This is a genomic window from Ruegeria sp. CDSA089, assembly GCF_059612205.1.
Genome location: NZ_JBXWQD010000002.1, coordinates 116,694 through 139,901, shown reverse-complemented (window position 1 = coordinate 139,901; position 23,208 = coordinate 116,694). Strand labels below are relative to the sequence as shown.

The 23,208-nt window shown below is 58.6% G+C and carries 22 protein-coding genes; 15 read left to right on the top strand and 7 right to left on the bottom strand.

Going from position 1 to position 23,208, the window contains the following annotated elements; translation table 11 throughout:
- The first annotated feature begins 12 nt into the window (after positions 1–12).
- The 7 genes from AC2FJ6_RS06320 to AC2FJ6_RS06290 all read left to right on the top strand — a co-directional run bounded on the left by AC2FJ6_RS06320 (position 13) and on the right by AC2FJ6_RS06290 (position 8,125).
- Positions 13–906, top strand: coding sequence for an N-acetylmuramic acid 6-phosphate etherase (locus tag AC2FJ6_RS06320; protein ID WP_170769089.1), 894 nt, complete (start codon positions 13–15; stop codon positions 904–906).
- A 17-nt stretch (positions 907–923) separates the two neighbouring features.
- A complete protein-coding gene (locus tag AC2FJ6_RS06315; RefSeq protein WP_170769088.1) occupies positions 924–2,177 on the top strand; it encodes an ABC transporter substrate-binding protein in 1,254 nt (417 codons plus the stop codon).
- A gap of 66 nt (positions 2,178–2,243) precedes the next feature.
- Positions 2,244–3,158, top strand: a complete 915-nt coding sequence (locus tag AC2FJ6_RS06310) for a carbohydrate ABC transporter permease (protein ID WP_170352415.1) — start codon at positions 2,244–2,246, stop codon at positions 3,156–3,158.
- 10 nt (positions 3,159–3,168) lie between these two features.
- Complete coding sequence (locus AC2FJ6_RS06305) at positions 3,169–4,008, top strand: carbohydrate ABC transporter permease (protein WP_170769087.1); 840 nt, start codon at positions 3,169–3,171, stop codon at positions 4,006–4,008.
- The gene (locus tag AC2FJ6_RS06300) at positions 4,005–5,039 is read left to right on the top strand and encodes a Gfo/Idh/MocA family protein (RefSeq protein ID WP_170769086.1); all 1,035 of its coding nucleotides are present in this window, start codon (positions 4,005–4,007) and stop codon (positions 5,037–5,039) included. Before AC2FJ6_RS06305 ends, AC2FJ6_RS06300 begins: the two co-directional genes overlap by 4 nt.
- Positions 5,036–6,028, top strand: coding sequence for an ABC transporter ATP-binding protein (locus AC2FJ6_RS06295; protein WP_170753279.1), 993 nt, complete (start codon positions 5,036–5,038; stop codon positions 6,026–6,028). The genes AC2FJ6_RS06300 and AC2FJ6_RS06295 overlap by 4 nt, the downstream gene beginning before the upstream one ends.
- Positions 6,029–6,235: 207 nt before the next feature.
- The gene (locus tag AC2FJ6_RS06290; protein ID WP_496668672.1) at positions 6,236–8,125 is read left to right on the top strand and encodes a PhoX family protein; all 1,890 of its coding nucleotides are present in this window, start codon (positions 6,236–6,238) and stop codon (positions 8,123–8,125) included.
- A 49-nt stretch (positions 8,126–8,174) separates the two neighbouring features.
- Here the strand turns inward: AC2FJ6_RS06290 and AC2FJ6_RS06285 are convergent, their stop codons facing one another.
- The gene (locus AC2FJ6_RS06285; protein WP_170769084.1) at positions 8,175–8,741 is read right to left on the bottom strand and encodes a tetratricopeptide repeat protein; all 567 of its coding nucleotides are present in this window, start codon (positions 8,739–8,741) and stop codon (positions 8,175–8,177) included.
- Positions 8,742–8,876: 135 nt separating this feature from the next.
- Here AC2FJ6_RS06285 and AC2FJ6_RS06280 point away from each other — a divergent pair, with 135 nt between their 5' ends.
- Positions 8,877–9,620, top strand: coding sequence for a rhomboid family intramembrane serine protease (locus tag AC2FJ6_RS06280; protein WP_170769083.1), 744 nt, complete (start codon positions 8,877–8,879; stop codon positions 9,618–9,620).
- Positions 9,621–9,725: 105 nt separating this feature from the next.
- Here the strand turns inward: AC2FJ6_RS06280 and AC2FJ6_RS06275 are convergent, their stop codons facing one another.
- Positions 9,726–10,511, bottom strand: coding sequence for an inositol monophosphatase family protein (locus AC2FJ6_RS06275; RefSeq protein WP_170769082.1), 786 nt, complete (start codon positions 10,509–10,511; stop codon positions 9,726–9,728).
- Positions 10,512–10,607: 96 nt separating this feature from the next.
- The gene (locus AC2FJ6_RS06270) at positions 10,608–11,513 is read right to left on the bottom strand and encodes a LysR family transcriptional regulator (protein WP_170769081.1); all 906 of its coding nucleotides are present in this window, start codon (positions 11,511–11,513) and stop codon (positions 10,608–10,610) included.
- Positions 11,514–11,606: 93 nt separating this feature from the next.
- Here AC2FJ6_RS06270 and metF point away from each other — a divergent pair, with 93 nt between their 5' ends.
- Together metF and AC2FJ6_RS06260 are read left to right on the top strand one after the other, a co-directional pair.
- The gene (gene metF, locus AC2FJ6_RS06265) at positions 11,607–12,473 is read left to right on the top strand and encodes a methylenetetrahydrofolate reductase [NAD(P)H] (protein WP_170769821.1); all 867 of its coding nucleotides are present in this window, start codon (positions 11,607–11,609) and stop codon (positions 12,471–12,473) included.
- A gap of 156 nt (positions 12,474–12,629) precedes the next feature.
- The gene (locus tag AC2FJ6_RS06260; protein WP_170769080.1) at positions 12,630–13,283 is read left to right on the top strand and encodes a J domain-containing protein; all 654 of its coding nucleotides are present in this window, start codon (positions 12,630–12,632) and stop codon (positions 13,281–13,283) included.
- Positions 13,284–13,338: 55 nt separating this feature from the next.
- Here AC2FJ6_RS06260 and AC2FJ6_RS06255 read toward each other — a convergent pair whose 3' ends face one another.
- Positions 13,339–13,857: a YHS domain-containing (seleno)protein gene (locus tag AC2FJ6_RS06255; protein WP_170783904.1), complete on the bottom strand. Its 519-nt coding sequence runs from the start codon at positions 13,855–13,857 to the stop codon at positions 13,339–13,341.
- Positions 13,858–14,104: 247 nt separating this feature from the next.
- Between AC2FJ6_RS06255 and yghU the strand changes: the two genes are divergently transcribed.
- Positions 14,105–14,983, top strand: a complete 879-nt coding sequence (gene yghU / locus AC2FJ6_RS06250) for a glutathione-dependent disulfide-bond oxidoreductase (protein ID WP_170769078.1) — start codon at positions 14,105–14,107, stop codon at positions 14,981–14,983.
- 37 nt (positions 14,984–15,020) lie between these two features.
- Here yghU and AC2FJ6_RS06245 read toward each other — a convergent pair whose 3' ends face one another.
- On the bottom strand, positions 15,021–15,809 hold the full coding sequence (locus AC2FJ6_RS06245; RefSeq protein WP_170769077.1) for an SseB family protein: 789 nt from the start codon (positions 15,807–15,809) through the stop codon (positions 15,021–15,023).
- A complete protein-coding gene (locus AC2FJ6_RS06240; protein ID WP_170769076.1) occupies positions 15,802–16,389 on the bottom strand; it encodes a uracil-DNA glycosylase family protein in 588 nt (195 codons plus the stop codon). Before AC2FJ6_RS06240 ends, AC2FJ6_RS06245 begins: the two co-directional genes overlap by 8 nt.
- A gap of 225 nt (positions 16,390–16,614) precedes the next feature.
- Between AC2FJ6_RS06240 and AC2FJ6_RS06235 the strand changes: the two genes are divergently transcribed.
- Genes AC2FJ6_RS06235 through AC2FJ6_RS06220 form a run of 4 tightly spaced genes read left to right on the top strand, consistent with a single transcriptional unit; the run spans position 16,615 to position 21,174 of the window.
- Positions 16,615–17,274: an ABC transporter ATP-binding protein gene (locus tag AC2FJ6_RS06235; protein WP_170769075.1), complete on the top strand. Its 660-nt coding sequence runs from the start codon at positions 16,615–16,617 to the stop codon at positions 17,272–17,274.
- On the top strand, positions 17,252–18,823 hold the full coding sequence (locus AC2FJ6_RS06230; protein WP_170769074.1) for a KpsE/RkpR family capsule polysaccharide export protein: 1,572 nt from the start codon (positions 17,252–17,254) through the stop codon (positions 18,821–18,823). Before AC2FJ6_RS06235 ends, AC2FJ6_RS06230 begins: the two co-directional genes overlap by 23 nt.
- Before the next feature lie 5 nt (positions 18,824–18,828).
- Entirely contained in the window at positions 18,829–19,662 is an 834-nt protein-coding gene (gene kdsA, locus AC2FJ6_RS06225) for a 3-deoxy-8-phosphooctulonate synthase (protein ID WP_170769073.1), read from the top strand.
- 15 nt (positions 19,663–19,677) lie between these two features.
- The gene (locus AC2FJ6_RS06220) at positions 19,678–21,174 is read left to right on the top strand and encodes a phosphomannomutase/phosphoglucomutase (protein ID WP_496668670.1); all 1,497 of its coding nucleotides are present in this window, start codon (positions 19,678–19,680) and stop codon (positions 21,172–21,174) included.
- Positions 21,175–21,204: 30 nt separating this feature from the next.
- Here the strand turns inward: AC2FJ6_RS06220 and AC2FJ6_RS06215 are convergent, their stop codons facing one another.
- A complete protein-coding gene (locus tag AC2FJ6_RS06215; protein ID WP_170769071.1) occupies positions 21,205–23,166 on the bottom strand; it encodes an AsmA family protein in 1,962 nt (653 codons plus the stop codon).
- Between the last annotated feature and the right edge of the window lie 42 nt (positions 23,167–23,208).

Below are 23,208 nucleotides of genomic sequence, written 5' to 3'. Positions count from 1 at the left end.
AGGGGGATTCTCTTGACGCTGCCGTCGACTGAACAACTGCACACTGATGCCGCACGACTTGACCCGAGCGATCTGGCAGGCTCCGCCCGCGCCTTGGCCGCCGGTCAAATCGCTGCGGCGCAGGCGGTTGAGGGGGCCGTCGACAGCATCGCGCAGGCTGCGCTGGCAATGGCAGAGACTTTGCGTACGGACGGGGTGCTGCACTATGTGGCGGCGGGCTCGTCAGGATTGATGGCCGCCGCAGATGCCCAAGAGCTGGGCGGCACGTTTTCGATCTCACCCTCGCGGTTGCGCATTCACATGGCAGGAGGCCTGCCCACCGGGGTTGAAATGCCCGGCGCAGCAGAAGACGCGGATGCGGGCCTTGCCGACGCGTTGCAAGACTTGCGCCCGCATGACACTGTCATCGCTGTGTCGGCCAGTGGATCGACACCCTACACCCTAATCGCCAGCAACATCGCACAGTCCAAAGGTGCCAAGGTGATCGGCATCGCCAACAATGCAGGCAGCCCCCTGCTGCTGAATGCGGACATCCCGATCCTGCTGGCCACGCCGCCGGAGTTGATCTCGGGCTCGACCCGCATGGGGGCTGGTACGGCGCAGAAGATAGCCCTGAACATGCTGTCATCCCTTATGGCGCTAGAGTTGGGGCATGTGCATGGCGGCATGATGGTCAACCTGCGCGCCGACAATGACAAGTTGCGCGCCCGCGCCGCAGGGATCGTAGCGCGTATTGCAAATGTAGACACCGCTGTCGCGCAATCCGCGCTGGACACAGCCAAGGGTGAGGTCAAACCAGCGATCCTGATCGCGGCGCTCGGCCTGTCATTGCCCGAGGCCATGACCCAACTGGGCAACTCGGGCGGAAACCTCAGCACCGTTCTTACAACAGATAACAACCGCTAACCAACTTGGAGACTGAAATGAAACACAAAAGCCTGAAACTGGCCCTGCTGGGCACAACCTTGGTGGCAACATCGGCCTTGGCCGAAGACGTGACGATCACCATCGAAAGCTGGCGCAACGATGACCTGACCCTGTGGCAAGACCAGATCATCCCCGCATTCGAGGCCGCCAACCCCGGCATCAAGGTCCAGTTCACCCCATCGGCGCCCGCCGAATACAACGCTGTTCTGAACTCGAAACTGGATGCGGGCTCGGCCGGTGATCTGATCACTTGTCGCCCCTTCGATGCTTCGCTGGCGTTGTATGAGGCAGGACACCTGACGGACCTTTCGGGCGTTGAAGCCATGAGCAATTTCTCGGACGTCGCCAAATCCGCGTGGCAGACCGATGACGGCGCGGTCAGCTTCTGCGTTCCGATGGCCTCGGTGATCCACGGCTTCATCTACAACAAGGACGCCTTCAACGAGCTAGGCATCGAAGTGCCCACCACCGAGGATGAGTTCTTTGCCGCGCTGGACAAGATCAAGGAAGACGGCACCTATATCCCGATCGCGATGGGCACCAATGACCAGTGGGAAGCCGCCACAATGGGTTACAACAACATCGGCCCGAACTACTGGAAAGGTGAAGAAGGCCGTCAAGCGCTTATCAAAGGTGAGCAGAAGCTGACGGATGAGGCCTGGACCGCACCTTACGCAACACTGGCCCGTTGGGGCGAGTATATGGGCGACGGGTATGAGGCACAGACCTATCCCGACAGTCAGAACATCTTCACACTGGGCCGCGCGGCGATTTATCCCGCCGGATCGTGGGAAATCTCGGGCTTCAACACGCAAGCCGATTTCGAGATGGGCGCATTCAAGCCCCCGGTCCGCAACGCGGGCGATACTTGCTATATCTCGGACCACACCGATATCGGCATCGGCATGAACGCCGCGACCGAGAACCCCGAAGCAGCCGAAACCTTCTTGGCCTGGGTCGCAAGCCCCGAATTCGCGGAAATCTTTGGCAACGCCCTGCCCGGCTTCTTCCCGCTGTCCAGCACACCGGTTGAACTGCAGGACCCGCTGGCTAAGGAAATCGTCGGCTGGCGGGATGAGTGTGAATCGACCATCCGCTCGACCTATCAAATCCTGTCGCGCGGCACGCCGAACCTCGAGAATGAGACCTGGGGCGCATCCGTCGCCGCTATCAAGGGCGCCAAATCGCCCGAAGAACTGGGCGCCGAATTGCAGGAAGGCCTCGCCTCCTGGTACGCACCGCACCAGTAAACTGACCCATACTCGGGCGGCTCATCCCGCCCGAGCACCCCCTGACACCCCTTTGAAAGCTGACCCATGAACCGCCCCCGCTTCCGCTGGCATATCGTCGTGTTTCTGGCCCCAGCCGTGCTGGTTTATACGGCGGTGATGATCTTCCCGCTGTTCAACACGCTGCGGCTGGCGCTCTATTCCGAGGTGGATCAAAGCCGCGTGTTCGTGGGCTTGCAGAACTTTCAAACGCTGTTTTTCGATCCCATCTGGTCCGAGCAGTTCTGGAACGCTTTGGGCAACAACTTCTGGTTCTTCCTGATCCATATGCTTGTGCAGAACCCCATCGGGATCGCACTGGCGGCCTTGCTCAGCCACCCGCGCCTGCGGTTCTCGGCGCTCTATCGATCCGCCATTTTCATCCCGACGATCCTGAGCTTTGTGATCGTTGGCTTTGCATGGAAACTGATCCTGTCGCCCATCTGGGGCATCGCGCCCTCGATGCTGGATGCTGTCGGCCTGAAATCCCTGTTCGCGCCGTGGCTGGGGAAAGAGGAATATGCGCTCACCACGCTGGCGCTGATCTCGGTCTGGCAATTTGTGGGCATCCCGATGATGCTGATCTATGCCGCCCTGCTGACCATCCCCGAGGAAATCCTTGAGGCCGGAGAGATCGACGGCATAACCGGGGCCTCGGCCTTCTGGAAGATCAAGCTGCCGCTGATCCTGCCCTCGATCGGGATCATCTCGATCCTGACCTTCGTGGGCAACTTCAACGCGTTCGACCTGATCTATGCCGCCCAAGGCGCTCTGGCCGGGCCGGATTTCTCAACCGATATTCTGGGCACCTTCATGTACCGCACCTTCTTTGGCTTCCAGCTGCAGTTGGGCGACCCGCATATGGGATCGGCCATTGCCGGGGCCATGTTCGCGATCATCCTTGTGGGCGTTTGCATCTACCTTTTTGGCATCCAGACCCGGATGCGTCGGTATCAACTGTGAGGGTCCCGCGATGAACAAAGCACGCCATAACCTGCTGAATACCGCCGCGATGCACGGGGCGCTGATCCTTTACACGCTGATCGCCCTGTTCCCGGTTTTTGTGATCATCATCAACAGCTTCAAATCCCGCCGCGCGATCTTCCGCGAGCCGCTGGCGCTGCCGAATGCCGACAGTTTTTCCATGATCGGATATGAGACGGTAATGAAGCAGGGGGATTTCTTCCTCTACTTCCAGAACTCGATGATCGTCACCGTCGCGTCGCTGTTTTTCATCCTGCTGTTCGGGGCCATGGCGGCCTATGCGCTGTCGGAATATCAGTTCAAGGGCAACCTGCTGATGGGGCTGTATCTGGCGCTGGGGATCATGATCCCGATACGCATCGGCACTGTGGCGATCCTTGAGATGATGGTGGCCACCGGGCTGGTGAACACGCTTTGGGCGCTGATCCTGGTTTACACCGCGCAAGGGCTGCCGTTGGCCGTGTTCATCCTGTCGGAGTTCATGCGACAGGTCAGTGATGATCTGAAAAACGCGGGCCGTATCGACGGGCTGTCGGAATATACGATCTTTTTCCGGCTGGTTCTGCCTCTGGTCAGGCCCGCGATGGCGACCGTGGCCGTGTTCAACATGATCCCGATCTGGAATGACCTGTGGTTCCCGCTGATCCTCGCCCCGGCTGAAGAAACCAAGACGCTCACGCTGGGCAGTCAGGTCTTTATCGGACAGTTCGTCACCGACTGGAACGCGGTTCTGTCGGCCCTGTCGATGGCGATCCTGCCAGTGCTGGTTCTGTACGTCATCTTCTCGCGCCAACTGATCCGCGGCATCACTTCGGGAGCTGTCAAATGACCAAAGTTCTGATCGCTGGCCTTGGCAATATGGGTCTCAGCCACGCGCTGGCTCATCACAACCACGCGGACGCGCAGATCGTGGGGCTGGTGAACCGCTCGGGCCACGTGGATCACCCCGAGCTGGGCCAATACCCCGCCTATTCGGATTTCCACACCGCGCTGGCCGAGACCAAACCCGATTTGGTGGTCGTCGCCACCTATTCCGACAGCCACGCCGATTTCGCCTGCGCCGCAATGGAGGCTGGCGCGCATGTGTTTGTCGAAAAGCCGCTGGCCACCAACGTGGCCGATGCACGGCGCGTGGTCGAAACCGCCACTCGCCTGAACCGCAAACTGGTCGTCGGATATATCCTGCGCCATCACCCCTCTTGGATGCGCCTGATTGCCGAGGCGCGGGACCTGGGCGGGCCGTATGTGTTCCGCCTGAACCTGAACCAGCAATCCTCAGGCGCTGAGTGGGAGACACATAAGGCGCTGATGCAGACGACCTCGCCCATCGTGGATTGTGGTGTGCATTATGTGGATGTGATGTGCCAGATCACCGATGCGCAGCCCGTCCGCGTGCATGGCATGGGCCTGCGCCTGTCCGATGAGATCGCCGACGACATGTATAATTACGGCCAGTTTCAGGTGATTTTTGAGGACGGCTCGGTCGGCTGGTACGAGGCCGGGTGGGGCCCGATGATGTCCGAAACCGCGTTTTTCGTGAAAGACATCGTCTCGCCCAATGGCTCGGTCTCGATAACCGATGGCAACAAGGGCGCGTCGGCGGATATCGACGGCCATACCAAGGTTGGTGGTCTACTGATCCACACTCCGGGCGGTGACCGTACGGTTGAGATGCCCGATGAGCCCGGCCATCAGGAGCTTTGTGACGCCGAGCAGGCGTATATGCTGCGCGCCATCGCAGACGATATCGACCTGACGCGCCACATGAATGACGCCGTCCAATCCCTCGCCATTTGTCTGGCCGCCGATGAAAGCATCCGCACCGGCCAGCCCGTTTCCCTGCAGGAATCCGCATCATGACCGCTTTGACCCTAACCAACGTGAACAAGTCCTTTGGCGAGGTACATGTCCTGAAAGACATCTCGCTTGAGGTGGAAGAAGGTGAGTTTGTTGTCTTCGTCGGCCCCTCGGGCTGTGGCAAATCCACCCTGCTGCGCGTCATCGCGGGGTTGGAGGATGCGTCCTCGGGTGAGATCAATATCGACGGCCAGCAGGTCAATCTGGTGCCGCCGTCGAAGCGTGGCATCGCGATGGTATTCCAAAGCTATGCGCTCTATCCCCATCTGAACGTGCGCGGGAACATGACACTGGCGCTGAAACAGGAGAAGCAGCCCAAAGCGGTGATCGAGGAGCGCGTCGCCAGCGCCAGCCGGATGCTGAACCTTGAGGAATATCTGGACCGCTATCCATCTGAGCTGTCCGGCGGTCAGCGCCAACGCGTCGCCATCGGGCGGGCTATCGTGCGTGAGCCGAAACTGTTTCTGTTTGACGAGCCGCTCTCGAACCTCGACGCGGCGCTGCGGATGAACACACGTATTGAGATTGCAAACCTTCACCGGGCACTGGATGCCTCGATGATCTATGTCACCCACGACCAGACCGAGGCGATGACACTGGCCGACAAGATCGTAGTTCTGCGCGATGGCCGGGTGGAACAGATCGGCTCACCGATGGAGCTGTATAACAACCCCGCCAACCAGTTTGTTGCGGGATTCCTTGGATCTCCTTCGATGAACTTCCTGCCCGAAAGCCTGCTGGATCAGGGGTCAGACACCCTTGGTATTCGGCCAGAGGATCTGTTCCTGTCTGACGACGGCCCCCTGTCAGCGCAGGTCAGCCATGTCGAAAAGCTGGGCGGTGATACCAACGTCATTGCGACTGTTCAGAACCATTCGGTGACGGCGCGCTTGTTCGGGCAACACGCAATATCCGAAGGTCAAGACCTACGCCTTGGGTTCGCGCCCGAAAAAGCGTATCGGTTCAATGCCGATGGGCAGCGGCTGCGTTAACCCTATCACGGCGATGTGATCAATCAGTTTAGATGATTGTAAAACCCTGTCTGCGTCGCGCAGGCAGGGCTTCGGCGCGATTTAGCGCAACAAAAATGAATCTTTTTTCAGGCCGAAATACAGCGGCTTTAATGGCGCTGTTAAGAACCTGTCACAAAGACCTCTTAAATCCCGTTCATCAACTTTCATTTTAGCCAGGAGCCATCCATGAAAGACGTCGACAACACCACACTTTCCGCAGACGACTGGGACGAGTTGCACTTCCCCCGCCCCGAGGAAAACGACTTTGACCGCGTGGTCGAAAGCGCCATTTCCCGCCGTGGTTTTCTGGCCGGTGTGGTGGCTTTTGGATCGGGCGCTGCCGCAATGGGCACAGGTCTGCTCAGCTCGACCTCGGCGCAGGCCGCTGACGCGTCGCGCTTTGCCTTCACCCCGATCGCAGCCCAGACTGATGGCACCGTTCACGTCCCCGAAGGGTACGAGTGGAAAGTCATGATGCGTTGGGGCGATCCACTGTTCTCGGATGCCGACGGCTATGACATCGCCGATGGTGGTTCGGTCGAAAAATCCGACCGTATCTTTGGTGAGAACACTGACGGGATGGAAACCTTTTCGTTCCAGGGTCACGAACTGATCGCGATCAACCACGAATACCCCAACCGCAAGATCAACCTGCCGGCCGCTGCGGAAGGTGTTCCGGCAAACGCAGGTGATGTTCTGAAGCTGCAGAACATCCAAGGCGTGACAGTCATGGAAATCACCGAAGGCCCTGAGGGCTGGTCTGTTGTCAAAGACAGCCCCTTCAACCGCCGTATTCATCATAACACTCCGATGAAAATCGTTGGCCCCGCAGCCGGTCATGACCTGCTGAAAACCGAGGCTGATCCGACCGGCACCACCTCGTTGGGCACCATGAACAACTGTGGTGCGGGCAAGACGCCCTGGGGCACCTATCTGACCTGCGAAGAGAACTTCAATGGCTACTTCGGCTCGTCGGATGAAAATGCCGCCTATGACCAGAAGGTCTCGGACGGTATGGCGCGCTACGGTATCAAGGCCGAAAGCTGGAACGGTTACGAGTTCTTTGACCCGCGCTTTGACACCTCGAAGAACCCCAACGAGCCGCATCGCGCAGGCTGGATCGTCGAGATTGACCCAACCAAGCCTGACAGCACCCCTGTCAAACACACTGGTCTGGGTCGTTTCAAGCACGAAAACGCCGAAGTCACCCTGGCTGCCGACGGTCGCGTGGTTGTCTACATGGGCGACGATGAACGTGGTGAATACCTGTACAAGTTCGTCTCGAACGGCACCTATCAGCCCGGTGGTGAAACCGAGAGCCTGCTGAACGACGGCACGCTTTATGTCGCCAAGTTCAACGATGACATGAAGGGTGAATGGCTGGCTCTGACCCCGGAAACCACCGGAATGGACGATGCCGAGATTCGCATCTTTACCCGCATGGCGGCTTCCAAAACGGGCGGCACCACCATGGATCGCCCTGAATGGGTCGCGTCCAGCCCGGTGGCGGTCGAAGCTTATTGCTGCCTGACCAATAACAAGAACCGCGGCGTCAAGCCAAACGCCGGCGGTGATGATACCTCGGTCAACGCGGCCAACCCGCGTGAGGCCAACAAGTACGGTCAGATCGTGCGCTGGCGTCCGGCCAATGACGACCACGCCGCCCAAGCGTTCGATTGGGACCTGTACGTCTTGGCGGGCAACCCGACCGTGCATTCCGACGACCGCGCCGGTTCGTCCAATGTGAACGAGGGCAACCTGTTCAACTCGCCCGACGGTATGGTGATCGACTCTACCGGTCTGATCTGGATCCAGACAGACGGGAATGACGACAACGAGGAAGACTTCGCAGGCAACGGCAACAACCAGATGCTGGTTGGTGATCCCGTGACCGGTGAGATTGCACGCTTCATGACCGGCCCGAACGGCTGTGAGGTGACCGGTCTGGCTTGGTCCACCGACCTGCGGACCATGTTTGTAGGCATCCAGCACCCCGGCAGCAATTGGCCCGATGGCGGCACGCCGCGCTCGTCGGTCATTGCGATCAAACGCGCCGATAACGGTCTGGTCGGCTAAGCCCCAAGATCGAAAAACCCCCGGCCTGTATGGTCGGGGGTTTTGTATTTCAGATGTCTTGACCTTGCGGTGCCAACGACCCACCGGGGTCCATCAAGTGGCGTTCAGAGAGCCACGGGTTCAGCTCCAGCGCCTGTTCCAAAGCCTCGCGAGCTTCGTCGATCCGCCCAAGCCCTAACAAAGTCAGTGCACGCCCACTGATTGCTGCCACATGATTGGGCGACAGTTCGATTGCCCGATCCAGATCCGGCAGAGCGGCTTGATAATCCCGGCCCAGAAAATAGGCGAAGGCGCGCTGGTTATACCCTTCGGCATAAGATGGGCAGTAATCTATCAGCGAGTTGAAGTCTTCGATTGCGCCCAGCAGATCGCTTTGACTACGACGTGTCATCCCCCTGTCCAGCGCGACTTGTGCCTTGCTATCCGGTGCATCTGTCCAAAACTCCCAAAGCTTGCCCGACAAAACCTGCGCGGCGCGCTCGGTCTCGGCCTGTTGTATTTGAGAGATAATGCCAGCCACCCCGTCCGAATGATCCGGAGCGGCGGGACAGTCCTGTGCATGGGCAGCGATGGTGCCTGCGACCAGCAGGACAATGGCTGAGGCGACGTGTTTCATGTGTCTATGGTGACGCGCAGACAGGCTGCGTCAACCCTTGGGCTCGTTCAAGTCTTCGTCACACACCTCGCCACCATGCCGTATGCTGCGTAAACGTACCTTGACCTTGCCCGCCCGAAAGCCCAGCGTCGCGCCATGTTTCCGATCCGTGACCATAACCCCTCGGGGCGCACCCCATACGTCGTCTATCTGCTGATGGCCGCGAACATTCTGATTTTCCTCAGCTATGTGGGCATCATGGATGATGCGCGGTTGCTCAACCGGCTTTATTTCGACTACGCTGTCATCCCGGCCCGGATCGAAGACGGGGTCGCGTATGAGACGCTGTTCACCTCAATGTTCCTTCACGGCGGCTGGATGCATCTGGCAGGGAACATGCTGTTCCTTTGGATATTCGGCGACAATCTGGAAGACGAGATGGGCCACCTGCTCTTTTTGCTTTTCTATACGATGGCCGGTATCGGAGCAGGCCTGATCCACGTCTTGACGGCCCCGGGATCAGTGGTGCCGACCATCGGGGCCTCTGGTGCAATCGCCGGGGTCATGGGGGGATACCTGTTGATGTTCCCCAAGGCCCGCGTGGATATTCTGCTGATCCTGATCGTCTATGTGCGGGTTTTCACCATCCCGGCCTTCGTCATGCTGGGTGTCTGGCTGGGGATGCAATTCCTGGGCAGCCTTGCCAGCAACCCGGACGAAGGCGGCGTTGCCTATTGGGCTCATACCGGCGGGTTCTTTGTCGGTCTGCTCCTGTGCATCCCGCTTTGGGCGCGGCGGGGCGGTAAGCGGTATTGGAACCGAACGCATGGCCATCCGCCGCACCCCGAGCATACATACAAACTGTCACAATCCCGCATCCCCCGTATCCCGCGCCGATAGATGCGTATCATTGCATAACGTCGGGGGCCTTGATCGCCTGTGGTGCCGACAACAAAAAAGCGCGCCTCAGGCAGGGCGCGCTTGTTCGTCTCAGGGTTCGTTAAATCAGCCCCGGATCACCTTCGAGAACTGGTCGAAGATCGGCTCATTCGAACAGATTACCTCGCCATCTTCCAAGACGCTACCTTCGGGGTTCAGAGCCTGCACAAAGCCACCGGCTTCTTTCACGATGATGACACCGGCCGCCACGTCCCACGCGTTCAGGCGGCGCTCCCAGAAACCCTCGTAACGGCCTGCAGCCACATAGGCCATATCCAGCGCTGCCGCGCCCCAGCGGCGCACGCCTGCGCAGGTGGGCATGATCCGCGCCAGATCCTGAAGGGTAGCAGGCAAATCAGAACGTCCGCCAAAGGGCAAACCTGTCGAGAAAATGGATTCAATCATGCGGTGACGACCCGAAACACGAATGCGGGTGTCGTTCATCCACGCGCCCTCACCTTTTTCGGCAAAGAACATCTCATCCTTGGCGGGGTCATAGATCACGCCGGCAACGATCTTGCCCTTGTGTTCCAGGGCGATGGAAATCGCCCAATGGGGCAGCCCGTGCAGGAAGTTGGTGGTGCCGTCCAGCGGGTCAACGATCCAGCGCCGCGTTGGGTCTTCACCCGCCTGCCCGCCGCCTTCTTCACCCAGCCAGCCATAGGTCGGGCGGGCACCCAGCAGTTCCTCTTTCAGGATATTCTCAGCAGCAATATCGGCTTTGGAGACAAAGTCACCCGCGCCTTTCATCGAGACTTGCAGGTTCTCGACTTCACGAAAGTCCTTGACCAGAGACCGCCCCGCCTTGCGCGCGGCTTTGATCATGATGTTGAGGTTTGCACTGCCTACCATTGTCCCACGGCTCCTGTTCGGTCAAACCGCGCGTATACTGATGCAATGCGCCCTTGCCAAGAGGCTTGATGCGCATAGCAGACCCGCGTTTCGCGCCTATTGCGATTGCAGCTTGCGCGCCTCGGTTCCGGCAAGGTCGATCAATTCCTGCACATAGGGTTTTTCAAGGTCCTCAGCCCGCACTGCCGCATACAAGCTACGGGTGATCCCATCCTTGGTCAGCGGGCGGGTCACATAGTCTGAATTGTACTTCACTTCCCTCACCACCCAGTCTGGCAGCACCGAAATCCCCCGGTTCGAGGCGACCAGCAACAGGATAACCGCCGTCAGTTCCACCTGCCGGATCGCGGCCGGTTCGACCCGCGCGGGGATCAGCAACTGGCTGAACACATCCAAACGCGTGCGTTCGACCGGATAGGTGATCAGGGTCTGGCCGCGAAAATCCTCGGCCTCGATGAACTCCTTCTGCGCCAATGGATGGGCCGAGGCCGCAACGAACACCGCGTCATAGTCGAAAAGCTTGATGAACTCGACCCCCGGCAGGTCCTCGGGGTCGGACGATACAACCAAATCGACCTCTTCTTTTTGCAAGGCCGGCAAGGCATCAAAGGCCAGACCGGGGCGGATATCGACATCCACATCGCCCCAGGATTTGCGGAAGGACTCCAGCACCGGGAAAAGCCATTCGAAACAGGCGTGGCACTCGATGGCGATATGCATTCGACCAGTGCGCCCATCGCGCAGCGAGGTGAACTCCTGCTGCGTCGCTTCGACCTGCGGCAGAATCTGTTCGGCCAGCCGCAACAGGCGCAGCCCCGCCGCAGACAGTTTCATCGGTTTGGAGCGGCGCAGGAACAATTCCACGCCGGCCTGATCCTCAAGACCTTTGATCTGATGGCTCAGCGCCGACTGAGTGATATTCAACTGATCCGCCGCGCGGGCCAACCCGCCGCACTCATGAATCGCCTTGATTGTGCGCAGGTGCCGAAATTCGATATGCATTCAATGGAACTCATGTTGTTCTTGAGGAATATGAGTTTGTCTCACAATGCGTCACATGGCACAAGACCCACAACTGGAATATGCGAGGCCATGATGACCCAACCTGAGATTTCATTCGAGTTCTTCCCGCCCCAAACGCTCGAAGCTTCGTTCCGCCTTTGGGATACGGTTCAAACGCTCGCCCCACTTGAGCCCCGATTCGTCTCGGTCACCTACGGCGCAGGCGGCACAACACGTGAGCTGACTCGCGACGCGGTCGCCACCTTGCACAAATCATCCGGCCTGCCGGTTGCCGCGCACCTGACCTGTGTGGATGCCACGCGCGAAGAAACCCTGAAAATCGCCGATTCCTTTGCAAAAGCAGGCGTGCGGGACATCGTGGCCTTGCGCGGCGATCCCCCCAAAGGACAGGAAAAGTTCGTGCCTCACCCGGAGGGTTTTGCCAATTCGGTTGAGCTGATCAAGGCACTGGCTGACACTGGAAACTTCAACATCCGCGTGGGTGCCTATCCCGACATCCACCCCGAGGCCCAATGCGCCCGTACGGACATTGACTGGCTGAAAGCCAAGCTGGACGCGGGAGCCGACGAGGCGCTGACACAGTTCTTTTTCGAGGCCGAGACGTTCTTTCGCTTCCGCGATGCGTGCGCCAAGGCGGGCATCGACAAGCCCATCGTGCCGGGCATCCTGCCCATCGAGAACTGGAAGGGCGCGCGCAGTTTTGCCAAACGCTGCGGCACACGTATCCCCGCGTGGGTTGAACAGGCTTTTGACAAGGCGATCCGCGACGACCGCGAAGACTTGCTGGCAACCGCACTGTGCACTGAGCTCTGCTCGGATTTGATCGAGGGCGGTGTGGACAAGCTGCATTTCTACACGCTGAATCGCCCCGAATTGACCCGCGACGTTTGTTTCGCCTTGGGCATTACGCCTAAAGCCGATCTGCAAAACGTGGCCTGAGCGAAAAGTCGGCTCTCACAAGCACATACACAAGAACAATCCCGCAGTGCATGGCGGGATTGTTCTACGTTTAGCCTCAAAAAACCATCAAATTTGACAAAAATGCGGCCATCCCAACACTAAGAGCACGTTGTTGTTTTAACGAGTGTTTTGGGTATGGAAGTTGTTGAAAAGATGAAGGCCCGCGCTGCGGCGCTGGCCGCCCTTGGCCTAGATCAGACCGCCGGTTCTGAGGATATCAGACAAGCGTGGCGCAACATTGCGTTCAATGTGCATTCCGATCGAACCAGGGGCGACAGCTCGGAATTTACCCGTGCGAAGGAAGCCTATGACCTGTTGCGGCTGGAAGGTTTGGTCAGCAAGGGCGCGCAGCCCGGCAAACCACGACGTCCGAAATTGCGCAAGCGGGTCATCTCGCTGGATATTACCGATATCGATGCCTGCCGGACGCTTTTGAACAAAGCGCTTCCGCAAAGTGCCGGCGGCGCAGACGAGACTTGCACCGCTGACCAGATTGGCGATTCCGATCACATCCCCGAGGCGGTCGGCTTTCATGGCCGTAACCTGACCTATTTCGTGTCCTCGCCCGTTCGGCAGGGGCAAAACCGGGTGGCTTTGCCTACTTCGGTTCTGGCTGGTGCACGCCGTACCGAAACCGAAGTGCTGAGCTTTCAGGCCAAGGAAACCGGCGGTGGTGAGGTTGTGGTGCCTGACACGATCCGCGATCGCAAATTCCCCGGCGCCAAAAGCGTGCGTATCCGTTTTGATGCAAGTAAGCAGATACGAGACGAATTCTGCCTGGCAAGCTGATCAAAACGTAAAAAAGCCCGGCAAATGACAGCCGGGCTTTTCTGTGAGTGGACCCTTAGTTCGAGATCGGGCCTTTCGAAGTGAATTTCGGAATGACTGCAGTCGATGCTTTCGCAGGCTCGATCCCCGGCCAGTTGCCTTCGGCCAGGTTGATGTTGCCCGGAATGTCTTCTTCAAAGAACCCAACAACTACATCGGTGATGTTCAGGTACAGCTTGTCATCAACGATGCGCCACAGGTTCGGGTTTGCCGGAACCTTACCGCCGCGCGAAACACCATAGGCACAGTGCCCGTCATATTCCGGTGCGTAATAGGCGGGGTTTTCCAGAAACTTGTCGCGGTTCTCTTCAGTCGAGAACGCCCATGTCGCACCGTTATATTCTGCGGTGATGTCGGAACGGCCACGCACACCTTCTGGCTGGGACTGACCAACCGGGGCCTGATCCAGGCTGCGGTAGGCCACAACATCGTAACCCGATACAGCGAATCCGGTACCGTCTACATACTGATCACCGGCAAAAGCGGGAACAGCGAAAGCCAGGGTCGCTGCAACGGTTAGGGCAAAACGTTTCATATAGGTCGTCCTTTTGTCCTCAGGTTTAAGGGGCACCCGTGTTCCGGGTCTGCTCAGACAATAGGTGATTCCAGCCGACAGAGCAGTCCTGCTCGCGGGGCTGTGACGTCGAATGAAGAAACGTGAGACTATTCCTGCCGAATGTTACAGAAAGAAGCCAACAACCGGGGTTGGACTCGGCGCTTTGCAATATTAGCTGTTGTGACGGACGGACAATTCACCCCAGATTTGCTGAGAAAGGCAAGAGATGAGCGAGCAATCGACCTATACCCCCCCGAAGGTCTGGACATGGGACAGTCAGAATGGCGGGCAGTTTGCCAATATCAACCGCCCCATCGCCGGTGCGACCCACGATAAGGATTTGCCTGTCGGACGCCATCCCCTGCAGCTGTATTCGCTGGCCACGCCAAACGGCGTGAAGGTCACGGTATTGCTGGAAGAATTGCTGGCCCTGGGTCATGAAGAAGCCGAGTATAATGCGTGGCTGATCAATATCGGCGAAGGCGATCAGTTCGGGTCGGGCTTTGTCGAAGCCAACCCAAACTCGAAAATCCCTGCGTTGTGGGACCGATCGGGCGACAAGCCGGTACGCGTGTTCGAAAGCGCCTCGATCCTGTTCCATCTGGCCGAAAAGTTTGACGCCTTCCTGCCCAAGTCAGGACCCGAGCGGACCGAGGTGATGAACTGGGTGTTCTGGCAGATGGGCAGCGCGCCCTATCTGGGCGGCGGATTTGGCCATTTCTACGCCTATGCGCCCGAGAAATTCGAATACCCGATCGACCGCTTTACAATGGAAACCAAGCGCCAGCTTGATGTTCTGGATAAACAACTGGCTGAGAACACCTATATTGCTGGTGAAGACTATACCATCGCCGACATGGCCATCTGGCCCTGGTATGGGCAACTGGTTCTGGGTCGCCTTTATGATGCGGCCGAATTCCTGGACGTCGAATCCTACAAGAATGTCATGCGTTGGGCCAAAGCGATCGACGCACGCCCAGCCGTTCTGCGCGGACGCATGGTGAACCGCCCGTTTGGCGAAAAGCACTTGCAGCTTCATGAGCGCCACGAAGCCAGCGACTTTGAAACCCGCACGCAGGACAAGCTAGAAGCTGCTGCGGAATAAACCTGTCGGGCCTCGCCGGGATCTGGTGAGGCCCTATTTATCTGAGGATTGGTGGCTTTTCCGGGTCACTGCCCGGCGCGGTCCGCTGGAACTTAGAGGTTTCCGGCTGCGGTAAATCGAACCGTAGCCCCACCCGCGCCAGAGCGGACGCGGCAGCGTCGTGGGCTGCAAAAAAACCCACATCCATTGCGCCCGCCTCGATCCCTGAAAAAGTCAGCGCTTCGGACGCGGCCTTGGCCAAGGCCGCTTCCGCCCCTTCAACCGCGCCGACAAAACCCAGAAGGTGGCCGGTCCCCCCCTCAGATGTCTTGGTGCCGACCAGATAGGCGGATTGCGCCAGACCAACGGCCGTTGCCAGTTTGGCATCCAAAGCCGTCAGTAGATCGTGGGGCAAACCGACTGGGGGCAGGAATTCCGACAAGTGCTGCTGCACCTCTTCCGGCGCGTGCTGCAAGGTGGTCGCCAACCAGCCCAGCGCCTCGGACGGGATCAGCATCGAGGACGGTGCGACCTCAAGATTCAGGCCCAATCCGATGCCCTGCCCGGCCAACATATTCGACAACACCCGCCCTGACAGGGCGACATAGGGAACAGGGCGTTCAGCGAAGCGCGCCAAACGATCCTCGCGGTCGAACGCCAGAACAAAGCGGCCATCGGCTACCTCAAAGAGCTCGGGCGAGATGTTTTCATCGCGCGCCTCTTCCGTCAGCAACAGGAACAGCTCGCTATCCGCTAAACGTTCAAAGAACCGCAACCGCGCGGCATCGTCCTGCGGCGCGGCCTCCATCGCGGAATGGGCCGTGTCCAGAGCGGTCATGTCAGTCATTCAGAACCTCGTACACCCGCGCGCGCAGGACCGGCAGAAGGTCGGCCTCGAACCACGGGTTTTTCTTCATCCATGCCGTATTCCGCCAGGACGGATGAGGCAAGGCAAAGACGCGCGGCGCATGGTCCTGCCAGTTGCGTACCGTCTCGGTCACGGATCTGCGTGCCTTGAGGTGGTACTTGTGCGCATGCCCCCCGACCAACACAGTCAGCGGTACATCACCCAGCGTCTGCATCACCTTGTCATGCCACGTCTGCCCGCAGATCGGTGGCGGCGGCAGATCGGCCTTGCGCGCGTCATAACCCGGAAAGCAAAAGGCCATCGGCACGATCGAGACACGGGCGCGGTCATAAAACACATCTTCACCAATACCCAGCCAGTCACGCAGACGATCCCCCGAGGGGTCGGTGAACGGTCGGCCCGAAGCATGAACCCGCGCGCCCGGCGCCTGCCCTGCGATCAGGATCGGGGCACCCTGCCGGAACCACACGACTGGGCGCGGCTCATGCGCGGTTTCAGTTGCGGCAAACCTGTCGGCACAAATCCGGCAAGCGGTGATGTCTTTTTCAAGTGAATTCATCAGATCGCAAGATTTCCTGAGGCAGATTGGTTGACGCTTGAAGCCAAAGATAGTCAACGCAGGCGCGAGGACCAACAGATGGAAAAGTCACAATAGCAACAGCCCATCGCGGGGTGGATTGATCCTGCCCTGCAAAACTGGACATAATATGGCCAACATGGCCAGTCACGAGTTATGGATCACGGCACGCAAACGCCGCGCCGGAAATGAGCACACAGGCCCGAAATGCTTGAGTTCGAGAATGTCAGTAAGTCCTTTTGGACCGGGACGCGCCGCAAGGTGATCCTGGATCGTGTCTCGTTCCGGGTCGAGCTTGGCACCTCGATCGGCATCCTCGCCCCGAACGGCACCGGCAAGACGACGTTAATCAACATGATGGCGGGGTTGGAGAAACCGGATGAAGGCGTCATCCGCAAATCGTGCCGGGTGTCCTTTCCAATGGGTTTCACAGGTGGTGTCGCCAACAAACTGTCGGCGTTGGAAAACGCGCGCTATATCGCCAAGATCTATGGTATGGACCCCGACTATGTCGAAGCCTATTGCAAGTGGCTATGTGGTCTGGGCGAGTATTTCGATCAACCGATGGCCACCTATTCCTCGGGGATGCGGGGGCGGTTTACTTTTGCGCTCATGCTGGCGCTGGACTTCGACATGTACCTGATTGACGAAGGTATGCCCGCCACGACGGATGTCGAATTTAACAGAAAAGCAGGGGATATTCTGCAAGAAAGGCTTCGGACGACGACATTGGTGATCGTGTCGCACAACCCGACCGTGCTAGAAAAATTTGCACAGCAGGCCGCTGTCCTTGTCGATGGGCAACTGCATGTGTTCGACTCCTTGGAAGAGGCAAAGCAACTGTATGACTACCAAACCCAAGGCTAGAATCTACAACTGGCGGCGCAAACGTCAGGGCCCGGCAGATGCCGAGGCCCGCGCCGACGCGATCTCGCGCATTCGCAAAGCGACGCAACCACCCGAGGCGGCCAATGATGCACAGACCTCTGAGTTGGAAAAGATCAAGGCTGAGGGGCTAACCGGTCGGCAGCTTCGCATTGCGCGAAAGCTGGCGCAGAAAAACGGGATCGAGGCGGACTCGGATTATGACGCTGTGCGCTTGTTGCGCAAAAAGGGTATCGACCCATTCGAACGCAGCAGCCTGCTGGACCTTGCCGCCGAGAAAAAGCGTGTCGAAGATGAAACCAAAGACAAGGTGACGATCCAACTGCCTCAGCCCATTCTGCAAGCGCCCGAAACTCTGCCCGGCCCCGAGATGAGCCCCGCGGAAAGGCGCAACTATGAGATCGGGCAAATTCAGAAGGACATCGCGCGCCGCCGCAGACGCAAACTGTTTGCTCTGTTTGCGCGTTTGGCAGTGTTTGTATTGCTGCCGACGCTTGTGGTCGGGACTTATTTCTATCGCTTTGCAACGCCGATGTATGCCAGCGATTCGGCCTTCTCTATACTTCAAGCGGATGGCGGCGGAGCCTCATTCGGAGGTTTCTTGGCGGGCACCCAATACGCAACCGCGCAGGATTCGGTTGCCACGCAGGAATTTCTGGAATCCAAGGACGCTCTGCTACGGCTTGAGCGCGACATGGGGTTTTCCGAGATATTCAAACAGGACTGGATTGATCCGATCCAGCGTCTGTCGCCCGACGCAAGTCTGGAAGAGACCCACAAGCTGTACATGCGGATGATCACCATCGGCTATGACCCCAGCGATGGCATCATCCGCATGGAGGTGGCAGCACCCGCCCCCGACATCGCCGTCGCGATCTCGGACAGGTTGCTGTCCTATGCCGAAGACACCATCAACGGTCTGTCCGAACTGAAACGCGAAGACCAGATGCGCGACGCCGTGGCCAGTTTCGAACTGGCGCAGGAGGCGCGCGACAAAGCGCAGGAAGCCCTGATCGAAGCGCAACTGCAAGGCGCTCTGCTGGACCCGGAAAACGTGCTTGCCGGCCTACGCGGCCGAATAAACACACTTGAGGCGCAATTGCAGGATAAAGAACTGCAACTGGCTTCGCTTTTGGACAATCTGCGGCCCAATCAGGCCAAAGTGGACGGTGTACGCGCCGAAATTGCGCGCTATGAAGAAGTGCTGGAGGAGCTGAACGCCGAGATGCTGGATGTCTCGGCTGGCGAAAACTCGCTGGTGCGTCTGACCTTGCGAATCCAGACTGCGCAGGCTGATCTGGCTGCACGGGACATGATGCTGCAAGCCGCCATGCAGCAAATGGAAACCACCCGGACCGAGGCCAACCGCAAAGTGCGGTATCTGACCGTCTCGGTAAACCCGGTTCCCAGTCAGGATCCGACCTATCCGAGGAAATTCGAAAATACGATTTTGGCATTCCTGTTGTTTGCTGGTATCTACCTGTTGATCTCGCTTACCGCGTCGGTCCTTCGTGAACAGGTATCCTCGTAAGACACATGAAACATGTAAAAATCTCCGATCTCATGGTCGGCAATGATCTGCCTCTGACAATCATTGCCGGTCCCTGTCAGCTTGAAAGCGCCGATCATGCTCAGATGATCGCCGGCAAAATGAAAGAGGCCTGCGATGCGGCCGGAGCACAGTACGTTTTTAAGGCGTCATATGACAAAGCTAACCGTACTTCCTTGTCCGGTGTCCGTGGCCTGGGTATTGACGCTGGATTGAAAGTTCTGAGCGATATTCGCAACTCGATGGGTATTCCTGTTCTGACTGATGTTCATACCGAATCCCAATGTGCTCTAGCGGCCGAGACCGTAGACGTCTTGCAGATTCCCGCCTTTCTCTGCCGCCAGACGGATATGTTGCTGGCTGCTGGTGAAACCGGGAAAGCCGTTAACGTCAAGAAAGGTCAGTTTCTTGCGCCTTGGGAAATGGGCAACATCGTTGACAAGATCGAAAGCACGGGAAACACGAATATCCTCCTGACGGAACGCGGCACATCTTTTGGATACAACACACTGGTTGCTGATATGCGCGGCCTGCCGCAAATGGCAAAAACGGGCTACCCGGTCGTGATGGACGCAACGCATTCGGTACAGCAACCAGGTGGCAAAGGTGGGTCCTCTGGCGGTCAGCGGGAGTTTGCGCCGGTCATGGCGCGTGCGGCAGTGTCATTGGGTGTCGGAGCTGTGTTCATTGAAACCCATCAGGACCCTGACAATGCGCCATCTGACGGCCCCAATATGATCTATCTTGACCAGATGCCGCAACTTATTGACACTTTGATGCGCTTTGATGCGCTGGCCAAGGCAAACCCCATTCAGATTTAACGATTGAGATTTTCTATGACCAAACCAATCCCCGAGGTGACCCCGAACACCTGGAGCTTTCTGCGCGATGCCATGATCAAACCCACGGGTTTCCGTGAATATGACGCCAGGTGGAAATACCCCGAGGAAATCAACCTGCCCGGCATGACCGCGCTGGGTCTGGGGCTTGGGACGCAGATGCGCAGGCGCGGAATTGCACCGGTGATCGCGGTGGGAAACGACTACCGCGACTATTCGCTGGCCATCAAGAACGCACTGATCCTGGGGCTGATGCAGGCCGGCATTCAGGTCAAGGATATCGGCCCAGCGCTCAGCCCCATGGCCTATTTCGCGCAGTTTCATCTGGACGTGCCGGCGGTTGCTATGGTCACTGCCAGCCACAATCCCAACGGCTGGACCGGGGTCAAGATGGGGTTTGAGCGTCCTCTGACCCATGGCCCTGATGAGATGTCCGAGTTGCGCGACATCGTCCTGAATGGCGAAGGACAACCCCATGAGGGTGGCTCGTATGAGTTCGTGGACGGCGTGAAAGAGGCTTATATCGACGATCTGGTCGGCGATTTCAAAATGTCTCGCCCGCTGAAAGTGGTCTGCGCCACCGGGAACGGCACCGCCTCGGCCTTTGCGCCCAAGATATTCGAACGAATGGGGGTCGAGGTTGTGCCCAGCCACACCCGGCTGGACTACACGTTCCCCAACTACAACCCGAACCCCGAAGCGATGGAGATGTTGCACGACATGTCCGACAGCGTGAAATCCAGCGGTGCCGACCTGGCGCTGGGGTTTGACGGCGACGGCGACCGGTGTGGTGTTGTCGATGATGAAGGTGAAGAGATTTTCGCCGACAAGGTCGGTGTGATCATGGCCCGCGATCTGGCCAAACTGTACCCGAACGCGACCTTTGTGGCTGATGTGAAATCAACCGGTCTGTTCGCAAGTGATCCGCAGTTGCAGGCCCGTGGGATCAAGGCAGATTACTGGAAAACCGGACACAGCCACATGAAGCGCCGGGTCAAGGAAATCAATGCGCTGGCCGGGTTCGAGAAGTCGGGCCACTACTTTCTGGCTGAACCGATCGGGCGTGGCTATGACTGCGGCATGCGCGTGGCGGTTGAGATCTGCAAACTGATGGACCGCAACCCCGATCAGAGTATGTCCGATTTGCGCAAGGCCCTGCCCAAGACTTGGTCGACGCCCACCATGTCGCCCTATGCGGCAGATACCGAGAAATATGACATACTCGCCCGTCTGGTCGACAAGCTGGTGGCCAAATCCGAGGCGGGAGATTCCTTTGCCGGACGCGCGATCAAAGAGGTCGTCACAGTCAATGGCGCTCGGGTCATTCTGGACAATGGCAGCTGGGGTCTGGTGCGGGCATCCTCGAACACGCCCAATCTGGTCGTGGTCTGCGAAAGCAGCGAAAGCGAGGATGAAATGCGCGCGATATTTGCCGATATCGACGCTGTCATCCGTACAGAACCCGGCGTGGGCGACTACGATCAGACAATCTAGAGCCTTGGGGCGCGTCTTGCGCCCCGCCGCTCAATCCGCGCCCAGCAATTTCAGCAGCCCTTTCGTGGCCTCTTCCTGCAATTTGTTCTTCACCGCATTCTCGATGCTTTCGGTGTCTGTCACGGCAGTCCCAAGCTCGTCGCTGACCTTGTCCAGCACCTGTTGTTTGGCGTCGTCCTCAAGTTCTTTGATTTTGCCTTCGGCGGCCGCTTCGATCACTTTACTGAGGTCGGGTTTGATCGATGGATTACTCCACGGTCCAACAATGCGCACCGGCACCGACAGGCCCTGACCAGAATTTGCCCGCAACGCTGTGGGGGTGAACAGATAGTCGATATTGCGCTCGCCCAAGCCGACGCGACCGGCGCCATCGGCACGGAAATTATCCAGTGACATCAGCAGGTCATCATTCCTGAGAACACCCTGATCAATGGTGAAACTAGCGGCAAGACTGTTGAACACAGTAGTGCCGCCTGACCCTTCGCCCCGCCCCATCAGGCGGTCCAGGTCGAACCCGTTGATCACCCCCTGCCCCACATCCACGCGACCCTTGCCGCTGAGTGAACGCATGATCTGATCCTCGCTTTGCCCAACGCCCAGAAACTCGAACGAACCGGTGCCCGTGCCGGACAATCGGTCAATATCGGCCAGCGTCATCAGGGCCTGTTGGATGTCGATCCCGTCTGCCTTCATGTTGCCACCGACAGACAGCCCGTTGCGGTTATTCGCGACGACCTGACCGGTCAACTGACCCGAGAACAATGTGGCCGGGTTCATCTGCAACACCGCGCGTGACCGGTCCAGATTCAAGGTCAGATCGCTGGGACCAAGGGTCAGGTCGGGCACTGCTATCGAATTCGCCTTCAGCTGGATTTGCCCATTCGCCAAAGCCAGCGCCGAGGCGTCAATCGGTGTGGTCGACCAGCCATCGGATTGGCTTGGCGCAGCGCCGCCGCCACCACCGCCCGAGCCTCCATTAGACTCGTTGAATCGGGACAGATCCAAATCGCCCGCGTCAAACCGCGCGGTGATCTGTGGTGGGTCCGAGATCACGATATCCGCCTCGCCGGTCAGGCGGTTGTCGTCCAGTTGCGCCACCAATTCACGCACCGACAGACGCCCGTCCTGCGTATAGGTCATACGACCGACCAGTTCCGCGCGGCGACCCAGACCCAAAGGCACGGCTGTACCGGGCTGTCCGAAAGCGGCCAGCAATGTCTCGGTATTTTGGGTTTTAAGGTGCAGGTCGCCGTCCATCTCTCCGGCAAGATTCACGCGACCGTCAAAGTCGACTTCACCCCCGGGCGCGCGCAGCAACAGATCCAACTGGGTGGCCGCGCCGGTTGCATAAGCGGGCAGATCTGGGATTTTCATATCCACCTCAACCGCGCCCCCTGGCACCGCCATTTTCGCCTCCAGCAACAACGGTGCTGTGACCTCGGGCCAGCTTGCCGACAGGTCGACTTGCGAGAAATCGAACGTCACCGCCCCGTTTTCCAGATAGAGCAGACGCGCATTTGTTAATTCCAGCCTATCCAGCGTTACGACACCCGGTTGCCCCTGCGGGGCGGCAGAGGTGCCAGATCCCGAGGACGCCGCCGCAGGCGCTGACGCGCCAAACTCCCAATTGCCGCGCCCGTCAGACAGTTCCAACCGCAGCGTCGGGTTTTCCGCAATCACCCGCCGGATACGCAAATCCCCTGACATCAACGCCGCCGCATCCACACCAACGGCCAGATGATCCGCGCTGAGCATCGGCTCGGACCCGGCCCAAGGGGCATTGCTGAACGTCACAGGCCCGGTCTCCATCCCTAGCACTGGCCAGAATGACAGTTTCACATCTCCTGTCAGGGTCAGATCCCGGCCCGTTTCGGCCTTGACCTGCTCGGCCAGGATACGCGCCAGCTTGTCGCCGGGCATCATCAGCAAGGCCCCGATAACCAGCCCGATTACGGCCACGATGAGAAAGAGAATGCGCACCAGCCACTTCATTTTACCGCTCTTTGCTTTTTGTTATGCGTTGAAATTATCATT